Annotated in this window: 20 protein-coding genes and 1 pseudogene; 7 read left to right on the forward strand and 14 right to left on the reverse strand. The window is 62.3% G+C overall.

The window, feature by feature from the left end; genetic code table 11:
* Positions 1–356 precede the first annotated feature (356 nt).
* From galE to FJ960_RS08905, 3 genes are all read left to right on the forward strand, one after another.
* Positions 357–1,352 carry a UDP-glucose 4-epimerase GalE gene (gene galE, locus FJ960_RS08895; protein ID WP_140713264.1) on the forward strand — a complete coding sequence of 332 codons (996 nt, stop codon included), beginning with the start codon at positions 357–359 and terminating at the stop codon, positions 1,350–1,352.
* A gap of 119 nt (positions 1,353–1,471) precedes the next feature.
* Positions 1,472–2,722 (forward strand): D-amino acid dehydrogenase, encoded by a 1,251-nt coding sequence (locus tag FJ960_RS08900; RefSeq protein WP_140713266.1) that lies wholly within the window; start codon positions 1,472–1,474, stop codon positions 2,720–2,722.
* Position 2,723: 1 nt separating this feature from the next.
* Positions 2,724–4,550 (forward strand): alanine racemase, encoded by a 1,827-nt coding sequence (locus FJ960_RS08905; protein ID WP_140713268.1) that lies wholly within the window; start codon positions 2,724–2,726, stop codon positions 4,548–4,550.
* Here the strand turns inward: FJ960_RS08905 and FJ960_RS08910 are convergent, their stop codons facing one another.
* The 7 genes from FJ960_RS08910 to FJ960_RS08940 all read right to left on the reverse strand — a co-directional run bounded on the left by FJ960_RS08910 (position 4,551) and on the right by FJ960_RS08940 (position 11,690).
* Positions 4,551–5,927, reverse strand: coding sequence for an FGGY-family carbohydrate kinase (locus FJ960_RS08910; protein WP_140713270.1), 1,377 nt, complete (start codon positions 5,925–5,927; stop codon positions 4,551–4,553). It lies immediately after the preceding gene.
* Complete coding sequence (gene rhaM / locus FJ960_RS08915) at positions 5,924–6,241, reverse strand: L-rhamnose mutarotase (RefSeq protein ID WP_140713272.1); 318 nt, start codon at positions 6,239–6,241, stop codon at positions 5,924–5,926. Before rhaM ends, FJ960_RS08910 begins: the two co-directional genes overlap by 4 nt.
* Positions 6,241–7,242, reverse strand: coding sequence for an ABC transporter permease (locus FJ960_RS08920; protein WP_140510753.1), 1,002 nt, complete (start codon positions 7,240–7,242; stop codon positions 6,241–6,243). Before FJ960_RS08920 ends, rhaM begins: the two co-directional genes overlap by 1 nt.
* Positions 7,239–8,216 carry an ABC transporter permease gene (locus FJ960_RS08925; RefSeq protein WP_140713274.1) on the reverse strand — a complete coding sequence of 326 codons (978 nt, stop codon included), beginning with the start codon at positions 8,214–8,216 and terminating at the stop codon, positions 7,239–7,241. Before FJ960_RS08925 ends, FJ960_RS08920 begins: the two co-directional genes overlap by 4 nt.
* A complete protein-coding gene (locus FJ960_RS08930; RefSeq protein WP_140713275.1) occupies positions 8,213–9,754 on the reverse strand; it encodes a sugar ABC transporter ATP-binding protein in 1,542 nt (513 codons plus the stop codon). The genes FJ960_RS08925 and FJ960_RS08930 overlap by 4 nt, the downstream gene beginning before the upstream one ends.
* Before the next feature lie 82 nt (positions 9,755–9,836).
* Positions 9,837–10,832 carry a rhamnose ABC transporter substrate-binding protein gene (gene rhaS, locus FJ960_RS08935; protein ID WP_140510758.1) on the reverse strand — a complete coding sequence of 332 codons (996 nt, stop codon included), beginning with the start codon at positions 10,830–10,832 and terminating at the stop codon, positions 9,837–9,839.
* Positions 10,833–10,886: 54 nt separating this feature from the next.
* Complete coding sequence (locus tag FJ960_RS08940; RefSeq protein WP_027145694.1) at positions 10,887–11,690, reverse strand: DeoR/GlpR family DNA-binding transcription regulator; 804 nt, start codon at positions 11,688–11,690, stop codon at positions 10,887–10,889.
* 187 nt (positions 11,691–11,877) lie between these two features.
* Between FJ960_RS08940 and FJ960_RS08945 the strand changes: the two genes are divergently transcribed.
* The 3 genes from FJ960_RS08945 to ggt all read left to right on the forward strand — a co-directional run bounded on the left by FJ960_RS08945 (position 11,878) and on the right by ggt (position 17,367).
* Positions 11,878–13,980, forward strand: coding sequence for a bifunctional rhamnulose-1-phosphate aldolase/short-chain dehydrogenase (locus tag FJ960_RS08945; RefSeq protein WP_140713277.1), 2,103 nt, complete (start codon positions 11,878–11,880; stop codon positions 13,978–13,980).
* A 107-nt stretch (positions 13,981–14,087) separates the two neighbouring features.
* Positions 14,088–15,380, forward strand: a complete 1,293-nt coding sequence (gene rhaI / locus FJ960_RS08950) for an L-rhamnose catabolism isomerase (protein ID WP_140713279.1) — start codon at positions 14,088–14,090, stop codon at positions 15,378–15,380.
* Between the two features lie 253 nt (positions 15,381–15,633).
* Positions 15,634–17,367 (forward strand): gamma-glutamyltransferase, encoded by a 1,734-nt coding sequence (gene ggt / locus FJ960_RS08955; protein WP_140713281.1) that lies wholly within the window; start codon positions 15,634–15,636, stop codon positions 17,365–17,367.
* Positions 17,368–17,451: 84 nt separating this feature from the next.
* Here the strand turns inward: ggt and FJ960_RS08960 are convergent, their stop codons facing one another.
* The 7 genes and pseudogenes from FJ960_RS08960 to FJ960_RS08990 all read right to left on the reverse strand — a co-directional run.
* Complete coding sequence (locus tag FJ960_RS08960) at positions 17,452–17,793, reverse strand: hypothetical protein (protein ID WP_140713283.1); 342 nt, start codon at positions 17,791–17,793, stop codon at positions 17,452–17,454.
* 385 nt (positions 17,794–18,178) lie between these two features.
* On the reverse strand, positions 18,179–18,877 hold the full coding sequence (locus FJ960_RS08965; protein WP_246672667.1) for a hypothetical protein: 699 nt from the start codon (positions 18,875–18,877) through the stop codon (positions 18,179–18,181).
* A gap of 30 nt (positions 18,878–18,907) precedes the next feature.
* The gene (locus FJ960_RS08970) at positions 18,908–19,348 is read right to left on the reverse strand and encodes a hypothetical protein (protein ID WP_140713285.1); all 441 of its coding nucleotides are present in this window, start codon (positions 19,346–19,348) and stop codon (positions 18,908–18,910) included.
* 362 nt (positions 19,349–19,710) lie between these two features.
* Positions 19,711–20,007, reverse strand: a complete 297-nt coding sequence (locus FJ960_RS08975; protein ID WP_140510765.1) for an adenylate cyclase — start codon at positions 20,005–20,007, stop codon at positions 19,711–19,713.
* Between the two features lie 696 nt (positions 20,008–20,703).
* Complete coding sequence (locus FJ960_RS08980; RefSeq protein ID WP_181174187.1) at positions 20,704–21,231, reverse strand: zinc-binding dehydrogenase; 528 nt, start codon at positions 21,229–21,231, stop codon at positions 20,704–20,706.
* A 173-nt stretch (positions 21,232–21,404) separates the two neighbouring features.
* Positions 21,405–21,878, reverse strand: a complete 474-nt coding sequence (locus tag FJ960_RS08985; RefSeq protein ID WP_140713289.1) for a hypothetical protein — start codon at positions 21,876–21,878, stop codon at positions 21,405–21,407.
* 135 nt (positions 21,879–22,013) lie between these two features.
* A pseudogene (locus FJ960_RS08990) lies at positions 22,014–22,374 on the reverse strand (formate dehydrogenase); the annotation flags it as partial.
* A gap of 253 nt (positions 22,375–22,627) precedes the next feature.
* Here FJ960_RS08990 and FJ960_RS08995 point away from each other — a divergent pair.
* Positions 22,628–23,644 (forward strand): LacI family DNA-binding transcriptional regulator, encoded by a 1,017-nt coding sequence (locus FJ960_RS08995; RefSeq protein ID WP_181174188.1) that lies wholly within the window; start codon positions 22,628–22,630, stop codon positions 23,642–23,644.
* Positions 23,645–23,655: the final 11 nt, after the last annotated feature.

Consider the following 23,655-nt stretch of genomic DNA (forward strand, 5'->3'; position numbering starts at 1 on the left):
AGGTCGGCGAAGACGCGGTAGCGACGCTCGGCATGGAGCTGGTCGATCGCCTCCTCGAAGAAACGCTGGTAATTCATCTCGACTTCCCAATTTTGGGCGGGATCATAATCATTGGCCTTTTGGTCGTCCACCGGGCCGATTTGGTCAAAATGCCACGCCCCGGACCTGTTCCTAACGACGGCGGATCGTGGCCTATTCCCAATCCGTGGCACGCTCTTTGGTTCACTTTTGTTTCCGCATGATGCCACATCAAGTGAACGCTGGTTACATCGGGTTTTAATGGGCAGACGGCAGACTTTCCAGTAAGGCGGTTGTTGAGACAGTTTCCGATAAATCTAGGGTAAGCGAGGATGCGGATGACGGTTTTGGTGACAGGTGGCGCAGGCTATATCGGCAGCCATATGGTCTGGGAATTGCTGGATGCGGGCGAAAGCGTGGTCGTTCTCGACCGGCTTTCCACCGGCTTCGAATGGGCGGTGGCGCCGGAGGCAAGGCTGGTCGTCGGCGATGTCGCCGACAAGGAACTGGTCGGCTCGATCATCCGGGAGAACAAGGTCGACGCGATCATCCATTTCGCCGGTTCCATCGTCGTCCCGGAATCGGTCGCCGACCCGCTCGCCTACTATGAGAACAACACCTCGAAGACACGCACGCTGATCGAAACCGCGGTGCGCGAAGGTGTGCCGAATTTCATCTTCTCCTCGACAGCCGCCGTCTATGGCGGCGCCGGACTGGAACCGGTGCGCGAGGATGCCAGCCTGGCGCCGGAATCGCCCTATGGCCTGTCTAAGCTGATGAGCGAATGGATGCTGCGCGATGCAGGCCTTGCGCACGACATCCGCTACACGGCGCTACGCTATTTCAACGTCGCCGGGGCCGACCCGAAGGGCCGCACCGGCCAGTCGACGCCGGGCGCCACCCATCTGATCAAGGTCGCCTGCGAGACCGCGCTAGGCAAGCGCCCGTTCATGCAGGTCTTCGGCACCGATTATCCGACGCCGGATGGCACCTGCATGCGCGACTATATCCATGTCAGCGATCTGGCCGCCGCGCATCGCCTTGCGCTGCAACGGCTACGCGCCGGCGGCGCCAGCCTCGTCGCCAATTGCGGCTATAGCCATGGCTATTCGGTGCTCGAGGTCATCGACAGCGTGCGCCGCGCCTTTGGCCATGACTTCGAGGTCAGGATGGGCGACCGGCGTCCCGGCGATGCCGCGGCGGTGGTTGCCAATTCCGATCTCGCGCGGTCCGAACTCGGCTGGACCCCGCAGCGCGACGATCTCGACCAGATCGTCAACGACGCGCTGGCCTGGGAGCGCATCCTGACCAGCAAGAACTCCGCGCGGAGCTGAGCGCGCTTTCCCAGGGGCTCACAAGCCCCAAGGGCTCGCAAGGTGCGCGGCGACGCGCTATGCAAGCATTCGCGATACGGCGTGGAGGCGCCGTGCCGCGAAGAGGTTTGGGGGATGGCATGAAGATAACGGTGCTTGGAGCCGGCGTCGTCGGTACGGCGGCCGCCTATTACCTGGCCGCCGACGGTCACGAGGTCACCGTGATCGAGCGCCATGCGGCGCCGGCGCGGGGCACCAGCCAGTCGAATGCCGGGCTGGTGTCTCCGGGGGATGCCACCGCCTGGGCCTCGCCGGCGGCACTCAAGACGTTCCTGCGCGGGCTCTACAATCATGATCTCGGCATCAAGGTGCGGCTGCGCTTCGATCCTTATTTTCTCGCCTGGAGCCTGCGCTTCCTGCGCCAGTGCACAGTGACCCGCCTGCGCGCCAACAGCCAGGTCAAGCTGCGGCTCGCGCTCTATTCGCGGGACTGCATCAACGCCATTTCAGCCGATACCGGCATCCACTATGACGAGCGCAAGAAGGGCATCCTCTATTTCTTCCGCTCGCAGCACAGTCTCGACACCGGCACCGACAACTATCGCTATCTGGCCGAGCATGGCCTGCCGATCGAGATCGTCGGCCGGGACCGGCTGGTCGAGCTTGAACCAGGTCTTGCCGGGGTGAAGGAAAAGATCGTCGGAGGCGTCTACTCGCCGATCGACCAGACCGGCGATTCCCGGCAGTTCGTGGAAAATTTGGCCGCCTACGCCGCCGAAAAGCTCAGCGTGACCTTTCTTTACGGCACGACGGTCGAGGGCCTCGATATCGAGGGCGACCGGGTGCGGGGCGTGATGACCTCGGCCGGACCGATCGTCGGCGACGCAGTGGTCATCTCGATGGGGCCGGAGAGCGGTTTGCTCGGCCGGCGCTACGGCATCGACCTGCCGGTCTATCCGGTGAAGGGCTATACGGCAACGATTCCGCTGGAGGACGAGAGCAAGGGGCCGACCATGGGCGGCGCCGACGAGGATCAGCTGATGGCCTATTCGCGCCTCGGCAATCGCTTGCGGTTGGCTTCCACCGCCGAATTCACCGGCTTCGACCGCACCCACAAGCCCAGCGACTTTGCCACCATGTTCAGGACCGGCAAGGACCTGTTCCCCGGTGCCTTCGACGAGAAGAAGGCCGAGCTATGGGCTGGTTTGCGGCCGATGATGCCGAATTCGGTGCCGGTCATCGGCCCGGCGCGCTACAAAAACCTCTATCTCGACACCGGCCACGGCCATGTCGGCTGGACAATGGCCTGTGGCTCGGGAAAATTCCTCGCCGACCTCGTCGCCGGCCGCAAGCCGGAGATCGACCCGCAGGGATTGGTCTACAGGGGATAAAATGTCGGGACCGCAAGTCGCCATCGACCTTGGCCGCATCGAGCGCAATGCACGTACCATTGTCGATCGTTGCGCGCTTTCTGATATCAAGGTGTTCGGCGTCACCAAGGGCACTTGCGGCATGCCGCAGGTGGCGCGCGCCATGCTGCGCGGCGACGTCGCCGGCATTGCCGAATCCCGCTTCGAGAACATCCGCCGACTGCGCGACAGCGGTATCACCGCGCCGATCATGCTGTTGCGCAGTCCGCCGATGGCGCGTGTGGAGGAAGTGGTGCGCACCGTCGACGTCAGCCTGCAGTCGGAGCTGACGATCATCCGCGAAATCTCGCGCATCGCCGAGCGCATGGGCCGCGTACACGACATCATGCTGATGATCGATCTCGGCGATCTCCGGGAAGGCATCTGGCCGAACGACCTCATCCCCACGGTCGAGCAGATTCTCGACATGAAGGGCGTACGCATCGCCGGCATCGGCACCAATCTCGGCTGCTTCGGCGCCATCATGCCGACGGAGGAAAATCTCGGCCAGCTCGTCGCCCATGCCTACAAGACCGAGCGGCTGTCCGGGAAAAGCCTGGACTTCATCTCCGGCGGCGCCTCGTCGTCCCTGCCGCTGCTGCTCGAAGGCAAATTGCCGGCCGGTATCAACAATCTGCGCGTCGGCGAGGCGATCCTGCAGGGTGGTGTGGAAACCTTCCGTGACGTGCCATGGGCCGAACTCGAACCCGATGCCTGCCGGCTGACCAGCGACGTCATCGAGGTCAAGCTCAAGCCGTCACGGCCGATCGGCACCTCCGGTTACGACGCCTTCGGCAACCAGCCTGTCTTCCCCGACGAAGGCGACAGGTTGCGCGCCATCGCCAATATCGGCCGGGAGGATGTGCTGGTCGAAGGGCTGAGCCCGATCGGCAAAGGGATAAGGGTGCTCGGCGCCTCCAGTGACCATCTGCTGCTCGATGTCCAGGACGCCGACCCGCCGCTCGCCGTTGGCGATCGCGTCGCCTTCCGCATGAGCTATGGCGCCATGCTTTTGGCAATGACCTCGGAATATGTCGAAAAAGCACCAATGCACGATGTCGCGGATTTCTCCGGCCGCAAGATGGTGTCGATTTCGGCCGAAGCGGAAGCGGCCCGCATCCTCGCCCGGGAGGGAACCGGCGCCCGGCTGGAGGCGATGAACTTCGATGTCGTCGAACTGGCCGATATCGATCGGCCGCCCTCCGGACTGATCCGTCTGACTGCAGGCGCCGATCGTCGTATCGCTCACAAGGCGCTGACGGCGACGGCGGGCGCGACGCACTCCTTCGGCCTGATCTGGATCGATTCCATCGCCGCGCTGATGCCCGAGGACGAGGACGGCATCGACCTGCCGGAAGTGTCGGTACTGGCGCGCTCGCTTGGCCTCGACCACAAGGCCGGCGCGCTGCAGCCGCAGCTGTCGCCGGAAAACGTTGTCATCATCGGACTGCGCCATGCCGACCCGGCCGAAGTGCGGGTGCTGAAGGATTCGCGCGTCTCGGCCTTCACCATGACCGACATCGACGCCATGGGCATGCGCGACCTGATGCACGAGGCGATCCGCATCGCCACCTCGGGCACGCAAGGATTTCACGTCAGCTACTCGCCTGATGTGACCGAATTCGCCGGCTGGGCGGCTGGTTCCGGCGGCCTCACCGTGCGCGAGACGCATCAGGCGATGGAGGCGATCGCGCTTTCCGGCGGACTGCTGTCGATGAATGTCTCCGGTTTGAGTGCCGATCTGGAGCCCAGGATCGGCACCGATACCATCAACTTCGTCATGTCGGCCTTCGGCAAGCGGATCCTCTGATCAGCCAATAGCCTCGACGGCCGCCCGCCACGCGCGCGCATACTCCGCCCAGGCCGGATCGGCCGGCGGCTCTTGTGTCTGGCCCTTGCCATGCGCGGCACCCTGGTCCGATGCCAGCAGGGCGGCCCCGATGCTGGTGCCGGTAGCGGCTTCCGATGCGATGACCGCGCGGCCGGTCCTGGCGGCAAGCATCCGCGTGAACAATTGGTTGCGCGCGAAAGGTCCCTCGACTGTCGTCGGGCCATCGCCGCCGATCAGGTCGAGGCAAGTGGCGGTCATTAGCGCCAGGTAGAAGGAGATCGCGGCAAAGCGCTGGCCGGGAGGGATGGCCTCGCCCTTGCGCCATGCGGCGGTGTGATGCGGAAACGGCCCCGAGCCTTGCTGGATAGAAGGCAAAAGCAATGTCTTGCGCGCCAGCACCGCGGTGACATCGCTGTCGTTCCAGTTCTGCGCCGAGCCTTCGGTCAGCAGCGAGAATTCGCGGCCGCCCATGAACCGCGCCGAGGGCACGGGGTTGCCGAGGGCATTGACATTGACCAGCGTATCCCTTGCTGGATCGAGCGCGACCGCCTTGCCGCCGACCGCCATCGATACCACCCAGGTGCCGGTCGAGACCACCGAGAAGGGCGGCGCATCGGACAGGAGATGCGGCAGCAGGGAGGCGTTGGAATCGTGCAGGCCGCAAAAGACCGGCGTTTGTGGGTCGAGCCCGGTCCGCTCCGCAAGCGCGGGCAGGATCGAGCCAAGACGATCGCTGGCCGGCCGCACGGGCGCCATCAGGTCGCGCCAGCCCAAGCGGTCGACCAGCGCCGAAAAATCCCCCGTCCAGGGGTTCCACAGATCGGTGTGGCAGCCGAGCGAGGTGACGTCGTTGGCGACGATACCGGTCAGGCGCAGCGCCCAATATTGCGGGTACATCAGCATCGCGGCGGCCCTGGCGAACTCCGTCGGGAAGCTTTGCTGCTGCCAAAAGAATTGCGCGCCGAGATTGAGGCCGAGCGGCAGGCGCGGCGTGCCGGTCTCGGAGAAGGGCGGGCGGATCGCACCATAGCCTTCCGCAAGCTCGTCGGGCCCGTCGAATTCATAGTCGAGAACAGGCAGCACGAGTTCGCCGGAGGCATCGACCAGCACGCCGGTCGCGCCATGGGTGGTGATCGAAATGGCGTCGATGCGCTGTTCGCGGTTGAGCGCCGCAAGGCTGTCGAGGATGAAAACCCACAGCGCTTCGACATCGTGATGCGGATAGGGCGCCTGTCGCACCGGCGCATTCGCCCTGCGGCGCAGCGCTACCTCGCTCAATGTGGCGAGATCGACCAGCGCCACCTTGGCGTTGGTCTTGCCGATATCGATCACGGCGACGTTGCGGATCGCGCTCATTCCATATGGAACATTATTTCCAGGGGCACCGCCACCGGTTCATTGTCCGGCCTGGTCTCCATGATGTCGGCCATTTCAGCCCACCAGCGCTGCATCACCGGATGCTTCGGCAGATCGTCCATGCCGTGACCATCGCGCCGCCACAGCACCCCAAACAGGATATTGATCTCTTCGTCGAGATGGATCGAATAGTCGGAGACGCCGGCCTGCTTGAGCAACGCGACCAGCGCCGGCCAGATTTCATCGTGGCGCTTCTTGTACTCGGCCTTCATGCCGGGCTTGAGCATCATCTTGAATGCGTACTTCTCGGGCATCAGGCCAGGCGTCCCCCGCGCAGCCGCCGCCAGACGATCGGCAGCGCAATGACGATGATCAGGAGCAGGCCTATGAAGATCGACATGACGATGCCGGGCACGTTGAGCAGGCCGAGGCCGAAGGTCACCAGCCCCATGATGAAGGCGGCGAGCACGACGCCCAGAATGCTGCCGGCGCCGCCAAGGATGCTGACGCCGCCCAACACCACCATGGTGATGACTTCGAGCTCATAACCTTGGGCGATGGACGGCCGTGTCGAGCCGAGCCGCGAGGTGATCAGCACCGAGGCGATGCCCGACATCAGGCCGGTCAGGCAAAACAGGATGAATTTTATGCGGCCGACGCGCACGCCGGAAAACTGTGCCGCGACCGGATTGTTGCCGATGGCGAAGACACGACGGCCGAAACTCGTGCGGTGGAGCATGAACCAGTAGACGACAGCCGCGATGAGGAAGAGCACCAGTTCGAACGACACCACCCACCAGACGTAACCCTGGCCGAAGAAGGCGAAGCTTTCAGGATAGCCCTTGTAGGCCTGGTCGCCGAGGATGATGAAGGCGATGCCGCGAAACAGGCTCATCGTGCCGATGGTGACGACGATGGAAGGCAGGCCGAGGCGCGTGACCAGCAGCCCGTTGAAGGCGCCGCAGCCGAGGCCGACGACGATGCCGATCAAGACAAGCACTGGCGTGCCGGCGCCGGCCTGCACCGCCATGCCCATCATGGTCGATGCCAGCGCGATGATGGCGGCCACCGACAGATCGATCTCGCCGGAGATGATCAGCAATGCCATTGCAAAGGCGATCAGACCCTTTTCGGTGAAGTTGAAGGTGAGATCGGAGAGCGAATAGGGGTCCAGGAAATAGGGTGAGGCGAAACTGTTGATGGCAAAGATGGCGATAGCCACCACGACCAGCAGCGCTTCCCAGGAAAAGATCGCCGAAGAGAGCGGCTTGTCGAGCCGGTCGGGAATGTGGCGAGGGGCGGGGACGTCGGTCATGCCGCTTCCATCTTTCTCAGGATGATGCGGCCCTGCTGGCGTTCGCCGCGCGCGTTGAGCACGACGGCCAGGATGATGGCGCTGCCCGAAATCGCCATCTGCCAGAAGGGCGAGATGTTGATGACCGGCAACGCGTTGGAGATGATGCCGAGAAACAGCGCACCGAGCACGGCACCCCCGACCGAACCGATGCCGCCGGCGATCGAGATGCCGCCGATGACGCAAGCGGCGATGATGTTGAGCTCATAGCCGTTGGCGACCTCGACCGAGGCAATGACGTAGCGCGAAATCCAGAGATAACCGCAGAGGCCACCGATCATGCCGGAGATGCAGAAGACGATGAATTTCGTGCGGCCGACATCGATGCCAGTATAGACCGACGCCGTCGGATTGACGCCGATGGCATAGATCGAGCGGCCGAGCGCGGTGCGTGTCATCAGCACGAAGAACAGTCCGATGACCAGTATGGCGATCAAGGACAGCACGGGAATGCCGAGGAAAGCAGCGCGCTGGAAACCGATGAAGTCCGGGCTCATCTTGTCGGCATTGACCCAGGCGCCGCCGGACAGGACGAAAGTAGCGCCGCGATAGATGGTCAGTGTGCCCAGCGTCACCACGATCGAGGGGATGTTCAACCGCCACACCAGCAGGCCGTTGATGGCGCCGAGCATCAGCCCGACGGCGAGCGCGATGACGATCAGCAGCGGGATCGGGATTGCCGGATGGGCGGCGTTCAGCATCGCCACCACCATGCCGGTGAAGCACAGATTGGAGGCCATCGACAGGTCGATGGAGCGGGTCAGGATAACGACCATCTGGCCGAGCGCCAGGATCATCAGGATCGAGGTGTCGTTGAACACCTGGCGCAGGTTGCCTGCATCGGCAAAGGCCGGAAAGCGCGTCGAGATCAGCCCGATCAGCACGACGATGGCTGCGAGCAGCCAGATTTCGCGGTATTTGAGGAATGCTTTCATGCCGCGATCCCCGCTGCCGTCCTGACCAGCGTCTCGGCGTCCAGTCCCTTGTTGTCGTAGACCGCCGCGACGAGACCCTCGCGCATGACGACGACGCGGTCGGACATGCCGAGGATTTCGGGCAGTTCGGACGACACCATGATCACCGACAGGCCCTGCGCCACAAGCTCCGCCATGAAGCCGTGCACGGCGGCCTTGGAGCCGATGTCGATGCCCTTGGTCGGCTCGTCCAGGATGATTACCTTGGGTGTCGTCGCCAACCATTTGGCGATGACCACCTTCTGCTGGTTTCCCCCCGAAAGCGTTCCGACATCCTGGCTGAGCGAGGAGGCCCTGAGGTCAAGCCTCTCTGTAAAGGAACGGGCCAGCGAAAATTCCTCCGCCAGCCGAAGCATGCCGGATTTGGAGGTGCGGGCGAGCGAAGGGAGAGAAACATTCTGGAAGATCGGCAGGCCGATCACCACGCCCTGCTTGCCGCGTTCCTCCGGCACGTAGACGATGCCGGCCTCGATCGAATCCGCCGCCGATTTCGGCGCGATCGCCTTGCCTTCCAGCGTGATCGTGCCGCTGCTGGTGCGCGTGATGCCTGAAATCGCCTGCATGACCTCGCTGCGCCCGGCACCGACCAGGCCGTAGAAGCCCAGGATCTCGCCCTTGTGCAGCTCGAAGCCGATGTCGTTGAATTCGGTCGGGTGCGACAGGCCGGAAACGGAGAGCACCGGCGCGCCGATCTCGGCCTTGCGCTGCGGAAAGATGTGGTCGACCGCGCGGCCCACCATCATCCGCACGATCTGGCTCTGGCCGGCATCCCTGATCAGGCCTTCGCCGACCATCTCGCCGTCGCGGAATACGGTGTAGCGGTCGGCGATGCGATAGATCTCGTCGAACTTGTGGCTGATGAACAGGATCGCCTTGCCCTGTTCCTTGAGGAACTCGATGAGCAGGAACAGCTCCTCGATCTCCTTCGTCGAAAGGGCGGCGGTCGGCTCGTCCATGATGACGATCTGAGAATCGATCGACATGGCGCGCGCGACGGCGACCAGATGTTTGTTGGCAATGCCGAGATCCCTGAGCCGCGCATCGGCGTCGATATGGCCGGCATGCATCGTGTCGAGCACTTCCCGCGCATTCTTGCGCATCGTGCGCCAGTCGATGGTGCCGAAGCGGCTGCGCGGCGCATGGCCGAGGAAAATGTTTTCGGCGACGCTCAGATCGTCGAACAGAACCGTCTCCTGATGGATGGCGGTGACGCCGATTCCGAAGGCCGCATGCGCGCTGGGCAAGGTGACGGGCTGTCCGTCAATGCTGATGATCCCTGCGTCGGGCTGGTAGATGCCGGTCATGATCTTGACCAGCGTCGACTTGCCGGCGCCGTTTTCACCGATCAGTGCGGTCACCTGGCCTGGATAAAGCGAAAGGCTGACATTGTGCAGCGCCCGCACGCCGGGAAAGCTCTTGGAGATGCCGGACAGCGTCAGGCGTGGAGCCGAGGCTGTAGGCCGCTCCTTTGTCTCGCTGCGTTGGGCTGTCGTGTCCATATCCGTATCAAGCCCCGAAACTAGGTCCGTTTGAAGTCGCGGCGGGACGAAAGCCCCGCCGCGCCATTGAAGGGCGCCAGGATCAATAGATCTTGGAGAACTTCTCGATGTTGCTCTTGTCGAACTGGAAGGGCGGAGCCATCGCGGCCGAATTGGTGTCGTCGAGCGTCACCTTGCCGACGCGGCCGATCGACAGCGTCGCACCCGGCTTGGCCTCTTCCTTGTTCACCGCCAGGTCATGGGCGAGGTAGACGGCGGAGTAACCGAGGTCGATCGGGTTCCACAGCGCAACGGCCTGGCTGGCGCCATTGTCGATGAACTTCTTGAACTCCGACGGCAGCGCCAGGCCGGTGACGTTGACCTTGCCGATCAGGTTCTCGTCGGTGACGACCTGGGCGGCGGCGACGACGCCGACGGTGGTCGGCGCGATGATCGCCTTCAGGTTCGGATAGGACTTCAAGAGGCCTTTGGCCTCATCGGTGCTCTTGGCCGAGTCGTCATCGCCATAGACGGTGGCGACCAGCTTGATCTTGGGGAACTTCTCCGGCAGCACCTTCTTGGCCGCTTCGATCCAGGAATTCTGGTTGGTCGCGGTCGAGGAGGCCGACAGGATGGCGACATCGCCGCCTTCCGGCAGATAGTCGGCGGCCAGCTTGATGATGGTCTCGCCGATCAGCCCGGTGTCGGATGGGTTGAGGTGAAGCTGGCGGCCTTCCTTGGCGACGCCCGAATCCCAGGAGATGACGGTGATGCCACGCTCCATGGCCTTCTTCAGCACCGGCACCAGCGCGTCGGCGTCATTGGCGGAAATCGCGATGGCGTTGACCTTCTGCGCGATCAGCGAATTGACCACTTCGATCTGCGCCTCGGCGGTCGCCTTGGTCGGGCCGGTGTAGATGATGTCGACGTCGCCGAGTTCCTTGGCCGCCTCTTGCGCGCCCTTGTTGGCGGCATCGAAGAAGCCGTTGCCGAGCGACTTCACCACCAGCGCGATCTTGACATTTTCAGCGTAGGCGGCATTCACGAACATGGCGGCCGAGAAGGCCGCCGTCACCATCAATTTCTTCAAGAAGCTCATCGAATTTCCTCCCTTGAGCGTTGCATTCCATCGCCGCTGCGGGCGTGAGGTGTCTCAGGCCTGCAGTGAAGATTCTTCCTTTGTCGACTTGCGGGCGACTATCAGCGTCACCCCCGCGGTTTCCAGCATCTTTGCCTCGCGGTCTTCGATGCCGTCATCGGTGATGACGGTGGCGATGCGCGAAAGACCGCACAGGATCAGGCTGGAGCGTTTGCGGAATTTCGAGGAATCGACCAACACCACCAGTTCGTCGGCCTGGTCGATCAGCTTCTGCTCCGCCTGGATCAGCAGCGGATCGCCTTCCATCAGGCCGAGAGGCCCCAACCCTTGAGCGCCCATGAACATGCGGCGCGCGTAGAAATTGCGCGTCACGTCGTTGTCGAAAGGCGACAGGATGATGTTCTGCTCGCGATAGATCGTGCCGCCCGACAGCATCACCGTGTTCTTGGAGTGCTTGAGCAGGTGCTCGGCGATCGGGAACGAATTGGTGAAGATCGGCATGCGGCGACCGGTCAGGAAATGCACCATCTGGAAGGTGGTGGTGCCGCCATTGATGATGATCGGCTCGCCGTCCTTGCACAGTTCGACCGCTTCGCGTGCGATCGCCCGCTTCTGCGCGGCGTTGAGCGTTTCGTTGACGGAGAAGGGGCGGCCCGCCAGCCCGATGAACTGCGGCGGCGAGATCGCCTCGGCGCCGCCGCGCACCCGGCGCAGGCGTTTCTGGACATGGAGAGCAGCGATGTCGCGCCGGATCGTCGCCTCGGAGGATTCCGTCAGGTCGACCATCTCCTGCACCGTGACCACAGGTTTTTCCTGGACGGCGGACAGAATGATCCTGTGGCGCTCTTTTTCGTGCATGGTTCCTCCCTGCCTCAGCATCTAGGCACCCAAAACGAGCAGTGTCAATCATTTCCGATCATATAATTCCATTGTGCAATGCAATATGATTGATGTTGATCGTTTGTGATTGACAAGCTCGGCTCTTGCGTAGACATTCCCGGGCGAAAAAGGAGCGCATCGTCCGCGCTCCAAGGGAGGATTACCTATGCTCGACAAGCGCTCCGGCTCGCGCCTCGCCAATCTGTGGGATGATGCGAAGGCACAGGGGATGAGCGAGCCCGAGCTTCTGGTCTATCGCTCGAACACGCTCGGCTCCGACAAGCGAGTCACCAACTATGGCGGCGGCAATACCTCCTCGAAGATCTGGCAGAAGGATCCGCTCACCGGCGAGAATGTCGAGGTGCTTTGGGTCAAGGGCTCGGGCGGCGACAGCGCCTCGATCAAGCTGGACGGCTTCGCCACCCTCTACATGGACAAGTTGCGGGCGCTGAAGGGGCTTTACCGCGGCGTCGAGCATGAGGACGAGATGGTGGGTTATCTGCCCCACTGCACCTTCAACCTCAATCCACGCGCGGCCTCGATCGACACGCCGCTGCACGCCTACGTGCGGAAGCCCTTCGTCGACCACATGCATCCCGATGCCATCATCGCCATCGCCGCCGCGAAAGATTCCAGGGCGCTGACCAAGGAGATCTTCGGCGATGTCATTGGCTGGCTGCCATGGAAACGGCCGGGCTTCGAGCTTGGCCTGTGGCTGGAGAAATTCTGCCTCGAACACCCAACCGCCAAGGGCGTCATCCTCGAAAGCCACGGCCTGTTCACCTGGGGCGACACCCCCAAGGAATGCTACGAGACGACGATCTCGGTGATCAACCAGGCGATCGAATGGTTCGAGCGCCGCTCCGAAGGCATGGCGATTTTCGGTGGTGAGGTGGTGAAGTCGCTCGACGCCGCTGACCGCCGTGCCATTGCCGCCAAGCTGATGCCGAGAATCCGTGGCCTGATCTCGGAAAAGAGCCACAAGCTCGGCCATTTCGACGATTCGGCCGCCGTGCTCGAATTCGTCAATTCGAAAAATTTGCGCCCGCTGGCCGCACTCGGCACCTCGTGCCCGGATCATTTCCTGCGCACCAAGATCCGCCCGCTGGTCATCGAATTCGACCCGGCAAAGCCTGACATTGATGCCGTCATCGCGCGCCTCGCCGACGACATTGCCGAATATCGTGTCGGCTACCAAGCCTACTACGACAGCTGCAAGCATGCGGATTCGCCCGCCATCCGCGATCCCAATGCGGTGGTCTATCTGATGCCCGGTGTCGGCATGTTCACCTTCGCCGGCGACAAGGCGACCGCACGCATCTCGGGCGAATTCTACGTCAATGCCATTAACGTCATGCGCGGCGCGTCCACCGTCTCGTCCTATGTCGGCCTGCCCGCGCAGGAGGCTTTCGACATCGAGTACTGGCTGCTCGAGGACCTGAAGCTGCAGCGCATGCCGACGCCGAAGTCTCTCGCCGGCCAGATCGCGCTGGTCACCGGCGGCGCCGGCGGCATCGGCCGGGCTACGGCCAACCGCCTGCTGCGCGAAGGCGCCTGCGTGGTGCTGGCCGATATAGACGAGGCGGCGCTCGCCAGCGCCAATGAGGAACTGGCCAAGGTCTTTGGCATGGATTTCGTCCGGCCGGTCCTCATCAACGTCACCTCGGAGGATCAGGTCGTCGCCGGCTTCGCCGAGACCGCGGTCGAGTTCGGCGGCATCGACATTCTGGTCTCCAATGCTGGGCTTGCGTCCTCGGCGCCGATCGAGGAGACGACGCTGGCGCTGTGGAACAAGAACATGGATATCCTGTCGACCGGCTATTTCCTGGTCTCGCGGGAAGCGTTCCGGCTGTTCCGGGTACAGAAGATCGGCGGCAATGTCGTCTTCGTCGCCTCCAAGAACGGCCTTGCCGCGTCACCCAATGCCGCCGCCTATTGCACCGCCAAGGCCGCCGAAATCCATCTCGCCCGCTGTCTCGCGATGGAAGGCGCGGAAGCGCAGGTCAGGGTCAATGTCGTCAACCCGGACGCCGTGTTGCGTGGCTCGAAGATCTGGACCGGCGAGTGGAAGGAACAACGCGCCGCCGCCTACAAGATGTCGACCGACGATCTCGAAGAGCACTACCGCTCGCGCTCGATGCTGAAGCGCTCCGTCTTCCCGGAAGACATCGCCGAAGCGATCTATTTCCTGGCCTCCGACATGTCGGCCAAGTCGACCGGCAACATCATCAACGTCGACGCCGGCAACGCACAGAGCTTTACGCGCTGAGCTAACCTCGAAGCGCTTCCCTTCTCCCGTCACTATACGGGGAGAAGGTGGCCCGAAGGGCCGGATGAGGGGCAGCGCTCACCGAATGCATTCTGGGAGGAACAGCAGTGTCCGAATCCATCATCTCCGCCGACATCGTCGATAAGAGCAATGCCGCGCGCAAGGCCCACCTCGAGCGCGACTACGCCTCGCTCGGCGAACGCCTCGACCGGCGCGGCATTGCCATCAATGCGATCAGGGACAAGGTCGAGAAATTCGCCGTCGCGATCCCCTCCTGGGGCGTCGGCACCGGCGGCACCCGCTTCGCCCGCTTCCCGGGCGCTGGCGAGCCACGCGACATCTTCGACAAGATCGAGGATTGCGCCGTCATCAAGCAGTTGACGCAGGCGACCCCGACCGTCTCCCTGCACATCCCGTGGGACAAGGCCGATCCGAACCGGCTGAAGCAGGCGGCTTCCCGCTTCGGTCTCGGTTTCGATGCCATGAATTCCAACACCTTCTCGGACACGAAGGATCAGAAGCTCTCCTATAAATTCGGTTCGCTGTCGCATTCCGATGCCGGTACGCGCCGGCAGGCGGTCGAGCACAATCTCGAATGCATAGAGATCGGCAAGACGCTGGGCTCCAGGGCATTGACGGTGTGGATCGGCGACGGCTCGAATTTCCCCGGCCAGGTCAATTTCGCCAAAGCCTTCGAGCGCTATCTCGATGCCATGAGGCAAGTCTACGCCGGCCTGCCGGCCGACTGGAAGCTGTTCACCGAGCACAAGATGTACGAGCCGGCCTTCTATTCCACCGTCGTGCAGGACTGGGGCACCAACTACATCATCGCCAAGGAATTGGGTGACAAGGCGTTCTGCCTCGTCGACCTCGGCCACCATGCGCCCAACGTCAACATCGAGATGATCGTGTCGCGGCTGATCCAGTTCAAAAAACTCGGCGGCTTCCACTTCAACGATTCGAAATATGGCGACGACGATCTCGATGCCGGCTCGATCGATCCCTACCGGCTGTTCCTCGTCTTCAACGAACTGGTCGATGCCGAGCTTTCCGGCGCCGAAGGCTTTGATCCCGCCCATATGCTCGACCAGAGCCACAACGTCACCGATCCGATCGAAAGCCTGATGCTGTCGGCGGTCGAGGTGCAGCGCGCCTATGCGCAGGCGCTGCTGGTCGACCGCAAGGCGCTTGAAGGTTTTCAGGACGGCAATGACGCGCTGATGGCGACGCAGATGCTGAAGGCGGCTTACCGCACCGATGTCGAGCCGATCCTTGCCATGGCGCGGCTGAAGACCGGTGGCGCCATCGATCCGGTCGCCGCTTACCGGGCAGCGGGCTACCGCGCCAAGGTCGCGGCCGAACGGCCAGCCGTCGCAGGCGGCTCCGGCGGGATCGTTTGAGGTAGAGCCGATCTCCCCCCTTGCGGGGAAGATGTCCGGCAGGACAGAGGGGGGCGCTGTCCCGCCGACGTCTCAGCTGATTGAGCTGCCTCACAATCAAACCTGGATGAACAAACGTCTGAAGGTTGGCGATCCCTCACGCCCTGTATCTCCCCACAAGCGGGCAGTCACCAACCCGTGAATGTCTTCATTGAAGATGGACTCGATCGCTCCAAGTAGCTCTTCTTAGCAAGCACCACCTGGAGAACCCGCCATGCACCTCACCCGCCGGACGCTGATCGCCCTCAGCCTTTCCATCACTTTCGCCTTTTCGCCATCGGCCTTCGCCGCGTCACCAGCACCGGCCAAGGGCGAGAACGGCATGGTCGTCACGGCCCAGCATCTGGCTTCCGAAGTTGGCGTCGAGGTCCTGAGAAAGGGCGGCAATGCCGTCGACGCGGCTGTCGCTGTCGGCTATGCCTTGGCCGTGGTCTACCCCAACGCCGGCAATATCGGTGGCGGCGGCTTCATGACCATCCGCTTCAAGGACGGTAAATCGACCTTCCTTGATTTTCGTGAGCGGGCGCCGCTTGCCGCGACCAAGACCATGTATCTCGACAAGGACGGCAACCCGGTGAAGGGCGCCAGCCTCGACGGCTACCTCGCGGTCGGCGTACCGGGTTCCGTCGCCGGTTTCGAGATGGCGCGCCAGAAATACGGCACCTTGTCCAGGCAGGATTTGATGGCGCCGGCGATCAACTATGCCAAGGACGGGTTCATCCTCAACCAGGGCGATGCAGCCTCATTCGCCGGCGGCGCTGAAAGGTTGGCGAGGGACCCAGCGGCGGCCGCCGCCTTCCTCAAACCCGGTGGCAAGCCCTACGGCATCGGCGAGAAGCTGGTTCAGCCCGACCTTGCCGCGTCGCTCTCAGCCATTTCCGAGAGAGGTCCCGATGCCTTCTACAAAGGCGCCATCGCTGACGCCATCGTCAAGGCGAGCGGCGCCAGGGGCGGTATCCTGGCCAAGGGTGATTTCGAACACTATGCGGTGCGCGAGCTGAAGCCCGTCACCTGCTCCTATCGTGGCTACGAGATCATCTCGTCGCCGCCGCCGAGCTCAGGCGGCGTCATCATCTGCGAAATCCTCAACGTGCTGGAAGGCTACCCGCTGTCCTATCTCGGCGCCGGCTCGGCCGAAACGGTGCATGTCATGGTCGAGGCGATGCGCCACGCCTATGTCGACCGCAACTCGGCGCTCGGCGATCCCGATTTCGTCGACAACCCGATCTCCAAGCTGCTGGATAAAGCCTATGCCAAGGACATCCGCGACAAGATCGATCCGTTCCGGGCCGGTGTGTCGCAGGACCTGATGCCGAAGGGTTTTGGCGAATCGAAGGAGACGACGCACTATTCGATTATCGACAAGGACGGCAACGCGGTCGCGGTCACCTACACGTTGAACGGCTCGTTCGGCGCCGGCGTAGTGGCGGACGGCACCGGCATCCTGCTCAACAACGAGATGGACGACTTCACCCAGAAACCCGGCGTGCCAAACCTCTATGGCCTCGTCCAGGGCGAAGCCAACGCTATCCAGCCGAAGAAGACGCCGCTGTCCTCGATGAGCCCGACAGTCGTGGCTAGGGACGGCAAGCCGTTCATGGTCATCGGCAGCCCCGGCGGCTCGCGCATCATCACCATCACGCTGGAAGCGATCGTCAACGTCATCGACCACGGCATGAACATCCAGGAGGCGATCGATGCGCCGCGCATTCATCATCAATGGCTGCCCGACACCGTCTATATCGAGCCGTTCGGCCTTTCGCCCGACACCGAAAGGCTGCTGGCCGGCATGGGCTATCACCTCGATCTCGCTGACCATAGCTGGGGGCAGGCGGCCGGAATCCTGGTCGGCGGCAAGAGCCTGGCGGAAATCAAGAAGGGCGGCGGCGCGCGCTACAATGGTGCAATCGACAGCCGCGCGGCATCGGGCGAAGCGCTTGGATATTGACAGGCCGCAAACCTGTTCCTTGCCTGACGAGGCCGGATTCCGCCTTTCGGGACCGGCCTCCGCCTCATGGCCCGGCAGGAGCCGTCAGGTCACCAGCGTGACGGTCGATGCAATCAGCATCAGGGCAGCGATGCCGACGAACAGCGCATAGATGCGTGGCCGGTCGAGCAGCAGCGCGTTACCCGATATCCAGGCCGACGTGGCGCCGCCCAGCGCGAAGAGGAAGCCGTTGCGATGGCCGAAAGTCATCGACGCTGCCATAAGCCCGCCGATGATCAGGGCGCCGAACACGATGATCACGGCAACCGCGTATTTCTCGAAGTCGTTACTGCCGATCCCCGGTCCGATCGCATTCAGATTGGGCAGGTCGTCCGGATCGAAAGGGTTCGCCGACCCATATTCGTCTTGACCGATCGATTCTCGCATCACTCGTTCTCCGCAGACCGGCAACAAACCATCAACACTTGCCGAGTGCAACCCGATCGCACATCCCTCTCTGTGTCGACTGTCACCTTCAACACGTTCCGGCGGCGCTTGTCACCGATTTTTCCGGCCGCGTGGGTCGAATGCAACAACGTGTCCGCGTTTGGATGGCGCGCCACCATCCTATTCTATTTGGACTATGTTCGCGGGAAAAAGATGATGCCGCGCGTCAATTTCAGCGCCGCAACGTCCTGCGCGACCGCGGCGGGGAGCCGCGGCGCTGGGCGTGAGGCGGGCAATTGTTGACTGGGAAGGCGTCGCGGTGCGGGAAAGGAACACCGCCCTTGCTGCACGCCTGCCTCGGTATGATGGTGGGCACCTCGCGCCCTCATTCCTGTGAAGGGGAGGCGCTCAATCGACGATAGGGCACGCCATCGAAGCTTGCCGTCACAAAATCCGTGACGGACATCTTGCGCTTGCGTCCGTCGCTGCAGGCGTATACCGGCCAACCGGCATCGCTGCATTCGCTGGCAGCGCAGATGCGCGCTAGGCAGTTACCGAAGGTCAATCGGAAGCCGCCCTTGCCGGCGAAGCCTTGCAACAAGCTGCCGTCCGCCGACCGCCAGGTCCGCGCACGGAATTCCGCCCGCAAAAGCAATGGTTCGAGAGAGACCGCATGATTGGTTTCGCCGGCACGTCCTGCGAACCGCAGACGGAAGCGCGCCATTGCGGTCGTGTATGCGGTCACAATATCCGATTCGCGAAGATAGGAGATCGGCAGGTTGGAGCGGTCAAGCAGATGGGACATGCGCTCGCTTGCCTCTACCGGCGCCAGCAAGACAACAAAGGTAAGAACGGCGAAGGAGGCTCGCGACATTTCCAGCAGCCATATCGATCTCGGCCTGCCGGTTTGGTCCCGGTTGCCCTCAGTAACATCTCGCCAATCGTCGCCTAGTGCAAGCCGCTTGCTGAGGCAGTCCAAGGCGGCCGAGAGTGCAATTCGCAAGGCCACCGAGGCGCTTGGAGCCGAAGAGGTGACCGCATCGACGAATTTGCGCGGGCGATGGCGAGGTATGCTCAGCGGCAAGGAGGAACACCTGCCGCCAGCCGGGGTTCCTTAGCTGGCGTGGGCCGGCGGCAGTTCGAACAGCTTGGCGCCGTTCTCCTGGCCGCGTTCGACATAGCCGATAATGCCGAACCATCTGGCGACATCGGGCCCCTTGAGCCAGCTGCGCGAGTGGATGGGAAGGTTGCCGGCGAGCGCTTGGATATGCCTGATATGCCGCTTGCAGAAACGGACGGTCGAGCCGCGGAAGAAATCCTCCTGCGCGGCAAACAGCGTGTCGGCGGCGTCGCTGTTTTCATGCCAGGCGATGATCGCCACGGCCTTCTCGCCCTCGACAAGCGCGTGCGCCCGGCCCTCCTTCAAATTCATCATCAGATTGTCGTAGGCGATCTTGCTGTCCTTGCCAGCCGCCGCGTACTCTTCCGACATCCGCTTGGACAGGCCATGGAAGACGTCCTCGAGATCCCCCAGCGTTGCTGCGCGTGCTCTCATTTCACCTCCTGCAGCCCCGGCAGGGAGTTTGCCCTAGGGATTGTGGGGCGCCAAGCAAATTGAATCCGACAGAAGCCCGGTGAGAGCAAAGTCGTTCCGTCAATCGATCTTTGTGACAGGGCGGGCACGCCGGCGGAAGCCTAGTCCCGATAAATTCCGAAATCAGAGGGTTGGAAAACTGCCTTCACCAGCGCCGCGCCTGCTATGACCGGCAGGTAAATAGATTTACGTGAGCACGAAACGTGCTGCTGACGAGTTTCCCGGCGCCTTGTCCACGCCAACAAGTGTGGCGTCGACTGGCGAATGCGCCGGCCCGGCTGCCTCTGCGGCCGGGCCTGTTGTTTCGCGGACCGTGCTGTCACCTAATGATTATGGGACTGCTGGAAGCCGGCCGCGTCGTATTGAGATACGCTCTTCGGATTTTTCGAGTTTTGTGGCTGGGTGCCGGCGTAATGTGTTCCGGCATTCCCATCCGGGTTGAAGGCTGAGCCCGGAGCAGAGCTGGCGTGGCCGGGGGTCGCACTTCCTGTTTGAGCAGTTCCGATTTCTTGGCTGGGCTGACCTGTTGTGCCCGTCACCGTGTGGACATTGGTGGCCAAAGCCATGCTGGTGGAACCTATGAGCAAGCCTGCCATCACCGGAATGAGGAGATGTTTCATGGTCGTTCTCCCAAAAGCATTTGATTTTGGGTGCTCGGGGTTCATGTGAGCACCCGGCGAACTAAAGTTAGAACGCTCTTCGGAGCACCATTCATCCCGACTATCGCAAACTGTGATCTGTTTGTTTCACCGTGACACGCTTTTGGCGGCTTCGGTCTCCAGGTCCTTTAAAGGCATCGGGTTCTTTTAAAGCGTCAGGGAACAAGAGCCTGTGGATTCCAGTTAACCGGATATGCCAGCCAAGATCAAAGAACCGCAGCCGAAGCCCGGCCCGCAGCCACCCGTCAGTCGGCCGGACAAGGAAGCACCGTCAGAGCTTGAGCACATCGATCCGCCACCGCGAGACGTGCGGGAGGCGCCGGCACCAAATCCCAATGGCGACAAGAAAGCCTAAGCGCCGACACGCGAACGCGCCTGCAACAGGCGCATGCGATATGACAGCAACCAGGGATCGCTTCATAAGGACTTGATTTTCTTTTGCCAGAGGCGGAATCCAAGTCAAAGAAATCCCGCTTTGTTTTCAGTCGGTTGAGGATCGCTTGGTGGCAACGCTGACCAACAAAAATACCAACAAGATATTTCTGTGGATTGGTTCAGTTCCCGAATGCACTGCGCCCGATGACATTACCTGGACCTGTGTTGGGACGCAAAAAGCTCTTGCGATACCCTCTGAAATGGAGGTGATACAGGACCGCGTCACAAGTCCGAATGATACGCGGAATTGCTGTCATTCATATGGATCACAACCTTCCCGGATGCAAAGCCGACGACGATGTAACGGCCACCCCAACTTGTTGCCCGCAACAAGCTCTCAGTCTTAGGTCCCCCTGTAAGATCGAGCACAACGTCGGCGCCTTTGCCCCCAGTCGCGGCTTTAATGCGCTTCTTCAGATCGTCTGTTTCGAAGTCGAGAACAACGTCAACGCCGAGGTGGCGCAGCTGGCTCATTTTGGCGTCACCGCTCGCGCAGGCTATAACGCGAGCGCCCAATCTCTTGGCAATTTCGATGCCAGCAAGCCCGACACCACCCGTCGCACCCGACACGACCAGCGTTTCGCCAGGCTTCAGGGCTGCGCGCTGTCTAAGGGAATGCAAGACTGTGCCATGGGCGATAATCACGCCCGCCGCCTGTTCGTCGGAAACGCCGCTCGGGATCGGCACCACCATCGAGGCGTCAGCGGCGACAAGCTCCTGCGCACCGCCGTAGCCGATAAATGCGCACACTCGGTCGCCGAGGTTCTCTGTCGTGCGTGACGAAGGCGAAGATCCCAGGCTCATCCACGGTTGTGGCCGCAGGGGTGACGGCTGACTTCGCCACCCCGAACCGGACGCCATCCGGTTCGAGGCTCAGTCGCTTCCATCGCACAAATCTCTGTCCGTGCAGATACAAGGGGCTGTCACGTGATATCTCCGTCCAGCAATGCGTTCAGCGATGCCAGAGCGTCCGCATCGGACGTCGCGCTCCCGGCGAAGCGACCGATGGATTGAACGGTGTGTGGCCGAGACGCCGTCAGATGGGCCGCCAGTTCGGAAGACATACCTTGCTCCATGACCACATGCGTCGCCTGTGCCGGTGGCATCGCGTTGAACCAGCGATAGCCGGCTGCACGACGCGCGGTCGGATCGACGTTGCCCCACAGCCTGACGCGCGAGATGCCGCCATCGGGATAGGCGTCGACTCTGACGTAAGAAACCGGCTCGCTCGTTTCAGCCATCCGGAAGACATGGCGCGTGTCCGGCTGCAGCGGCCGGCGCGAAAGTAGCGGCGCCCAGCCATCATCGCCGGGCAGCGTCTCCCCCGCGCCGGAAAGCGCGACTTCGGCGGACGCGTTGTACTTGAAATGCGCGGTGTCAATCTCGACCAGCCGCACATGTACTGGTGGTTATTTTAGGCGCACGCCGGATCGGCATGCTGATGCCGCCGTCGTTACCGGTGCGATCGTTGCCGTGATCGGCCTGAACCTTGCCGGGTCCTGCCAGGTGTTCGTCATCGCACCGCGACCGAATACCGCAAAGTCCCAGCTGACGTCCTTGAACTCATTCGTTCCTGGGGCGCGATAGCGCGGTGCGGTCAGACGGGTCGGCGCATGGACCATGTTCAGCAACCCAGCCCCCCTTGGGGCATAGTGTCCCGCGATTGACCGGATGGTCCGGATCGCCCTCGATGTGGATGATGTTGGAGCGCGCATTCTTGATCCGGTCGCCAATGCTATAAATGAGGACGCCGCACGCGACCGAACAGTATGTGCATGTGTTGCGGGTTTCTTTCGTGGCCGCCAGCTTGAACGCTCGAACCGAGGAAGCAAGCGCCTCGCCGACGTGGCCGAAGCCGAGCGCACCGAGGTCAGAGCTCGAAGCTGGCCGCATCAAGATGGACAATCGACCACTTCATTTCATTGATTGTCTGGGTGACATTCCGGTGACTGAGTGGGTGCGCAGTGGCGGTGCTTTATGTCCTATCTCGGGCGTCGGATTTTACCTTTGTGCTGAGGGCAGGCCTCGCATCTGCTTGTCACGGCTTTCGCCGAAAGCTCGAACTTTACAAAGCAAAGCGCTTTGCTGTTGACGCAAAGCGCTTTGCAAGATACCTATGCTCCGTATCGATCACTTGGAGGAGCACATGGCGTCCATCATGGACGTGGCCATCGAAGCTGGAGTCAGCCCGACATCGGTCTCCCACACGTTGAGCGGCAAGCGGAAGGTCAGCGCCGAAATCCAGGTGAAGGTGAGGGCGGCGATGGAGCGGCTTGGCTACCAGCCTAGCCGCACTGCGCAAAATCTGGCGCGAGGCAAGACCAAGATCATCGCGGCCGTCGTCCCCGACATAGGCAATAGTTTTTTCGCCGAGCTTACGAAAGGCGTGGAGGCCGCGGCGGTCTCCCGGGGCTACAATGTCATCCTGTGCACGACCGGTTTCGACCATGAGCGCGAGATCCAATATCTCAGAATGGTCAAGTCGCGCGCCGTCGATGGCGTGGTCTATGCCGCAGGCGCTCCGCCGAGCAATAGCGAGGTGCATCGTGTGCTGGGCGACATGCCGATGGTCTTCGTCGACGAGGAAATCCCTGGAACCGATTTCGGCTCCTACGTGTCTGACAGTGAAGCCGGGGCCAAAATGGTTGCCCGTCACTTGCTGGAGCTTGGCCACCGCTCGGTGCTTGTGCTCGACGTGTTCGCCAACACCGCCACAAGCATCCGCCGCACAGGCAGTTTCGAGGCGGCCTGGATGGCCGGCGGCGGCAAGCGGTTCGTGGCAACCAAGGCGGATTACACGGAGCGGGGCGGACGCGATGCGGTCATGCCGCACATGGAGGCGCTGCGCTCCGGAGAAATCACCGCAATCTTCTCGCTCAACGACTTCATGGCCATCGGCGCGATCAATCATCTGAAGGCTGAGGGGATCAATGTCCCCAACGAGGTTTCCGTAGTCGGCTTCGACGATGTGCTGGCCAGTCGCTACATGTGGCCTGCCCTCACGACGGTCCGTCAGGACGTCACGGCACTGGGCACTGTCGCCACCCTGGCGCTGCTGAGCTTCCTGGAGGGCGATACCCCCTTGGTTAAGGAGCAGGTCCTGTTCCCAGTGGAGCTAGTGGTGCGGGAATCGACGGCAAAGCGCGCCGGACCGACCCGGTGACAGATTTCGAT

It is taken from the genome of Mesorhizobium sp. B2-3-11 (assembly GCF_006442215.1).
In the GTDB taxonomy this organism is placed as follows: domain Bacteria; phylum Pseudomonadota; class Alphaproteobacteria; order Rhizobiales; family Rhizobiaceae; genus Mesorhizobium; species Mesorhizobium salmacidum.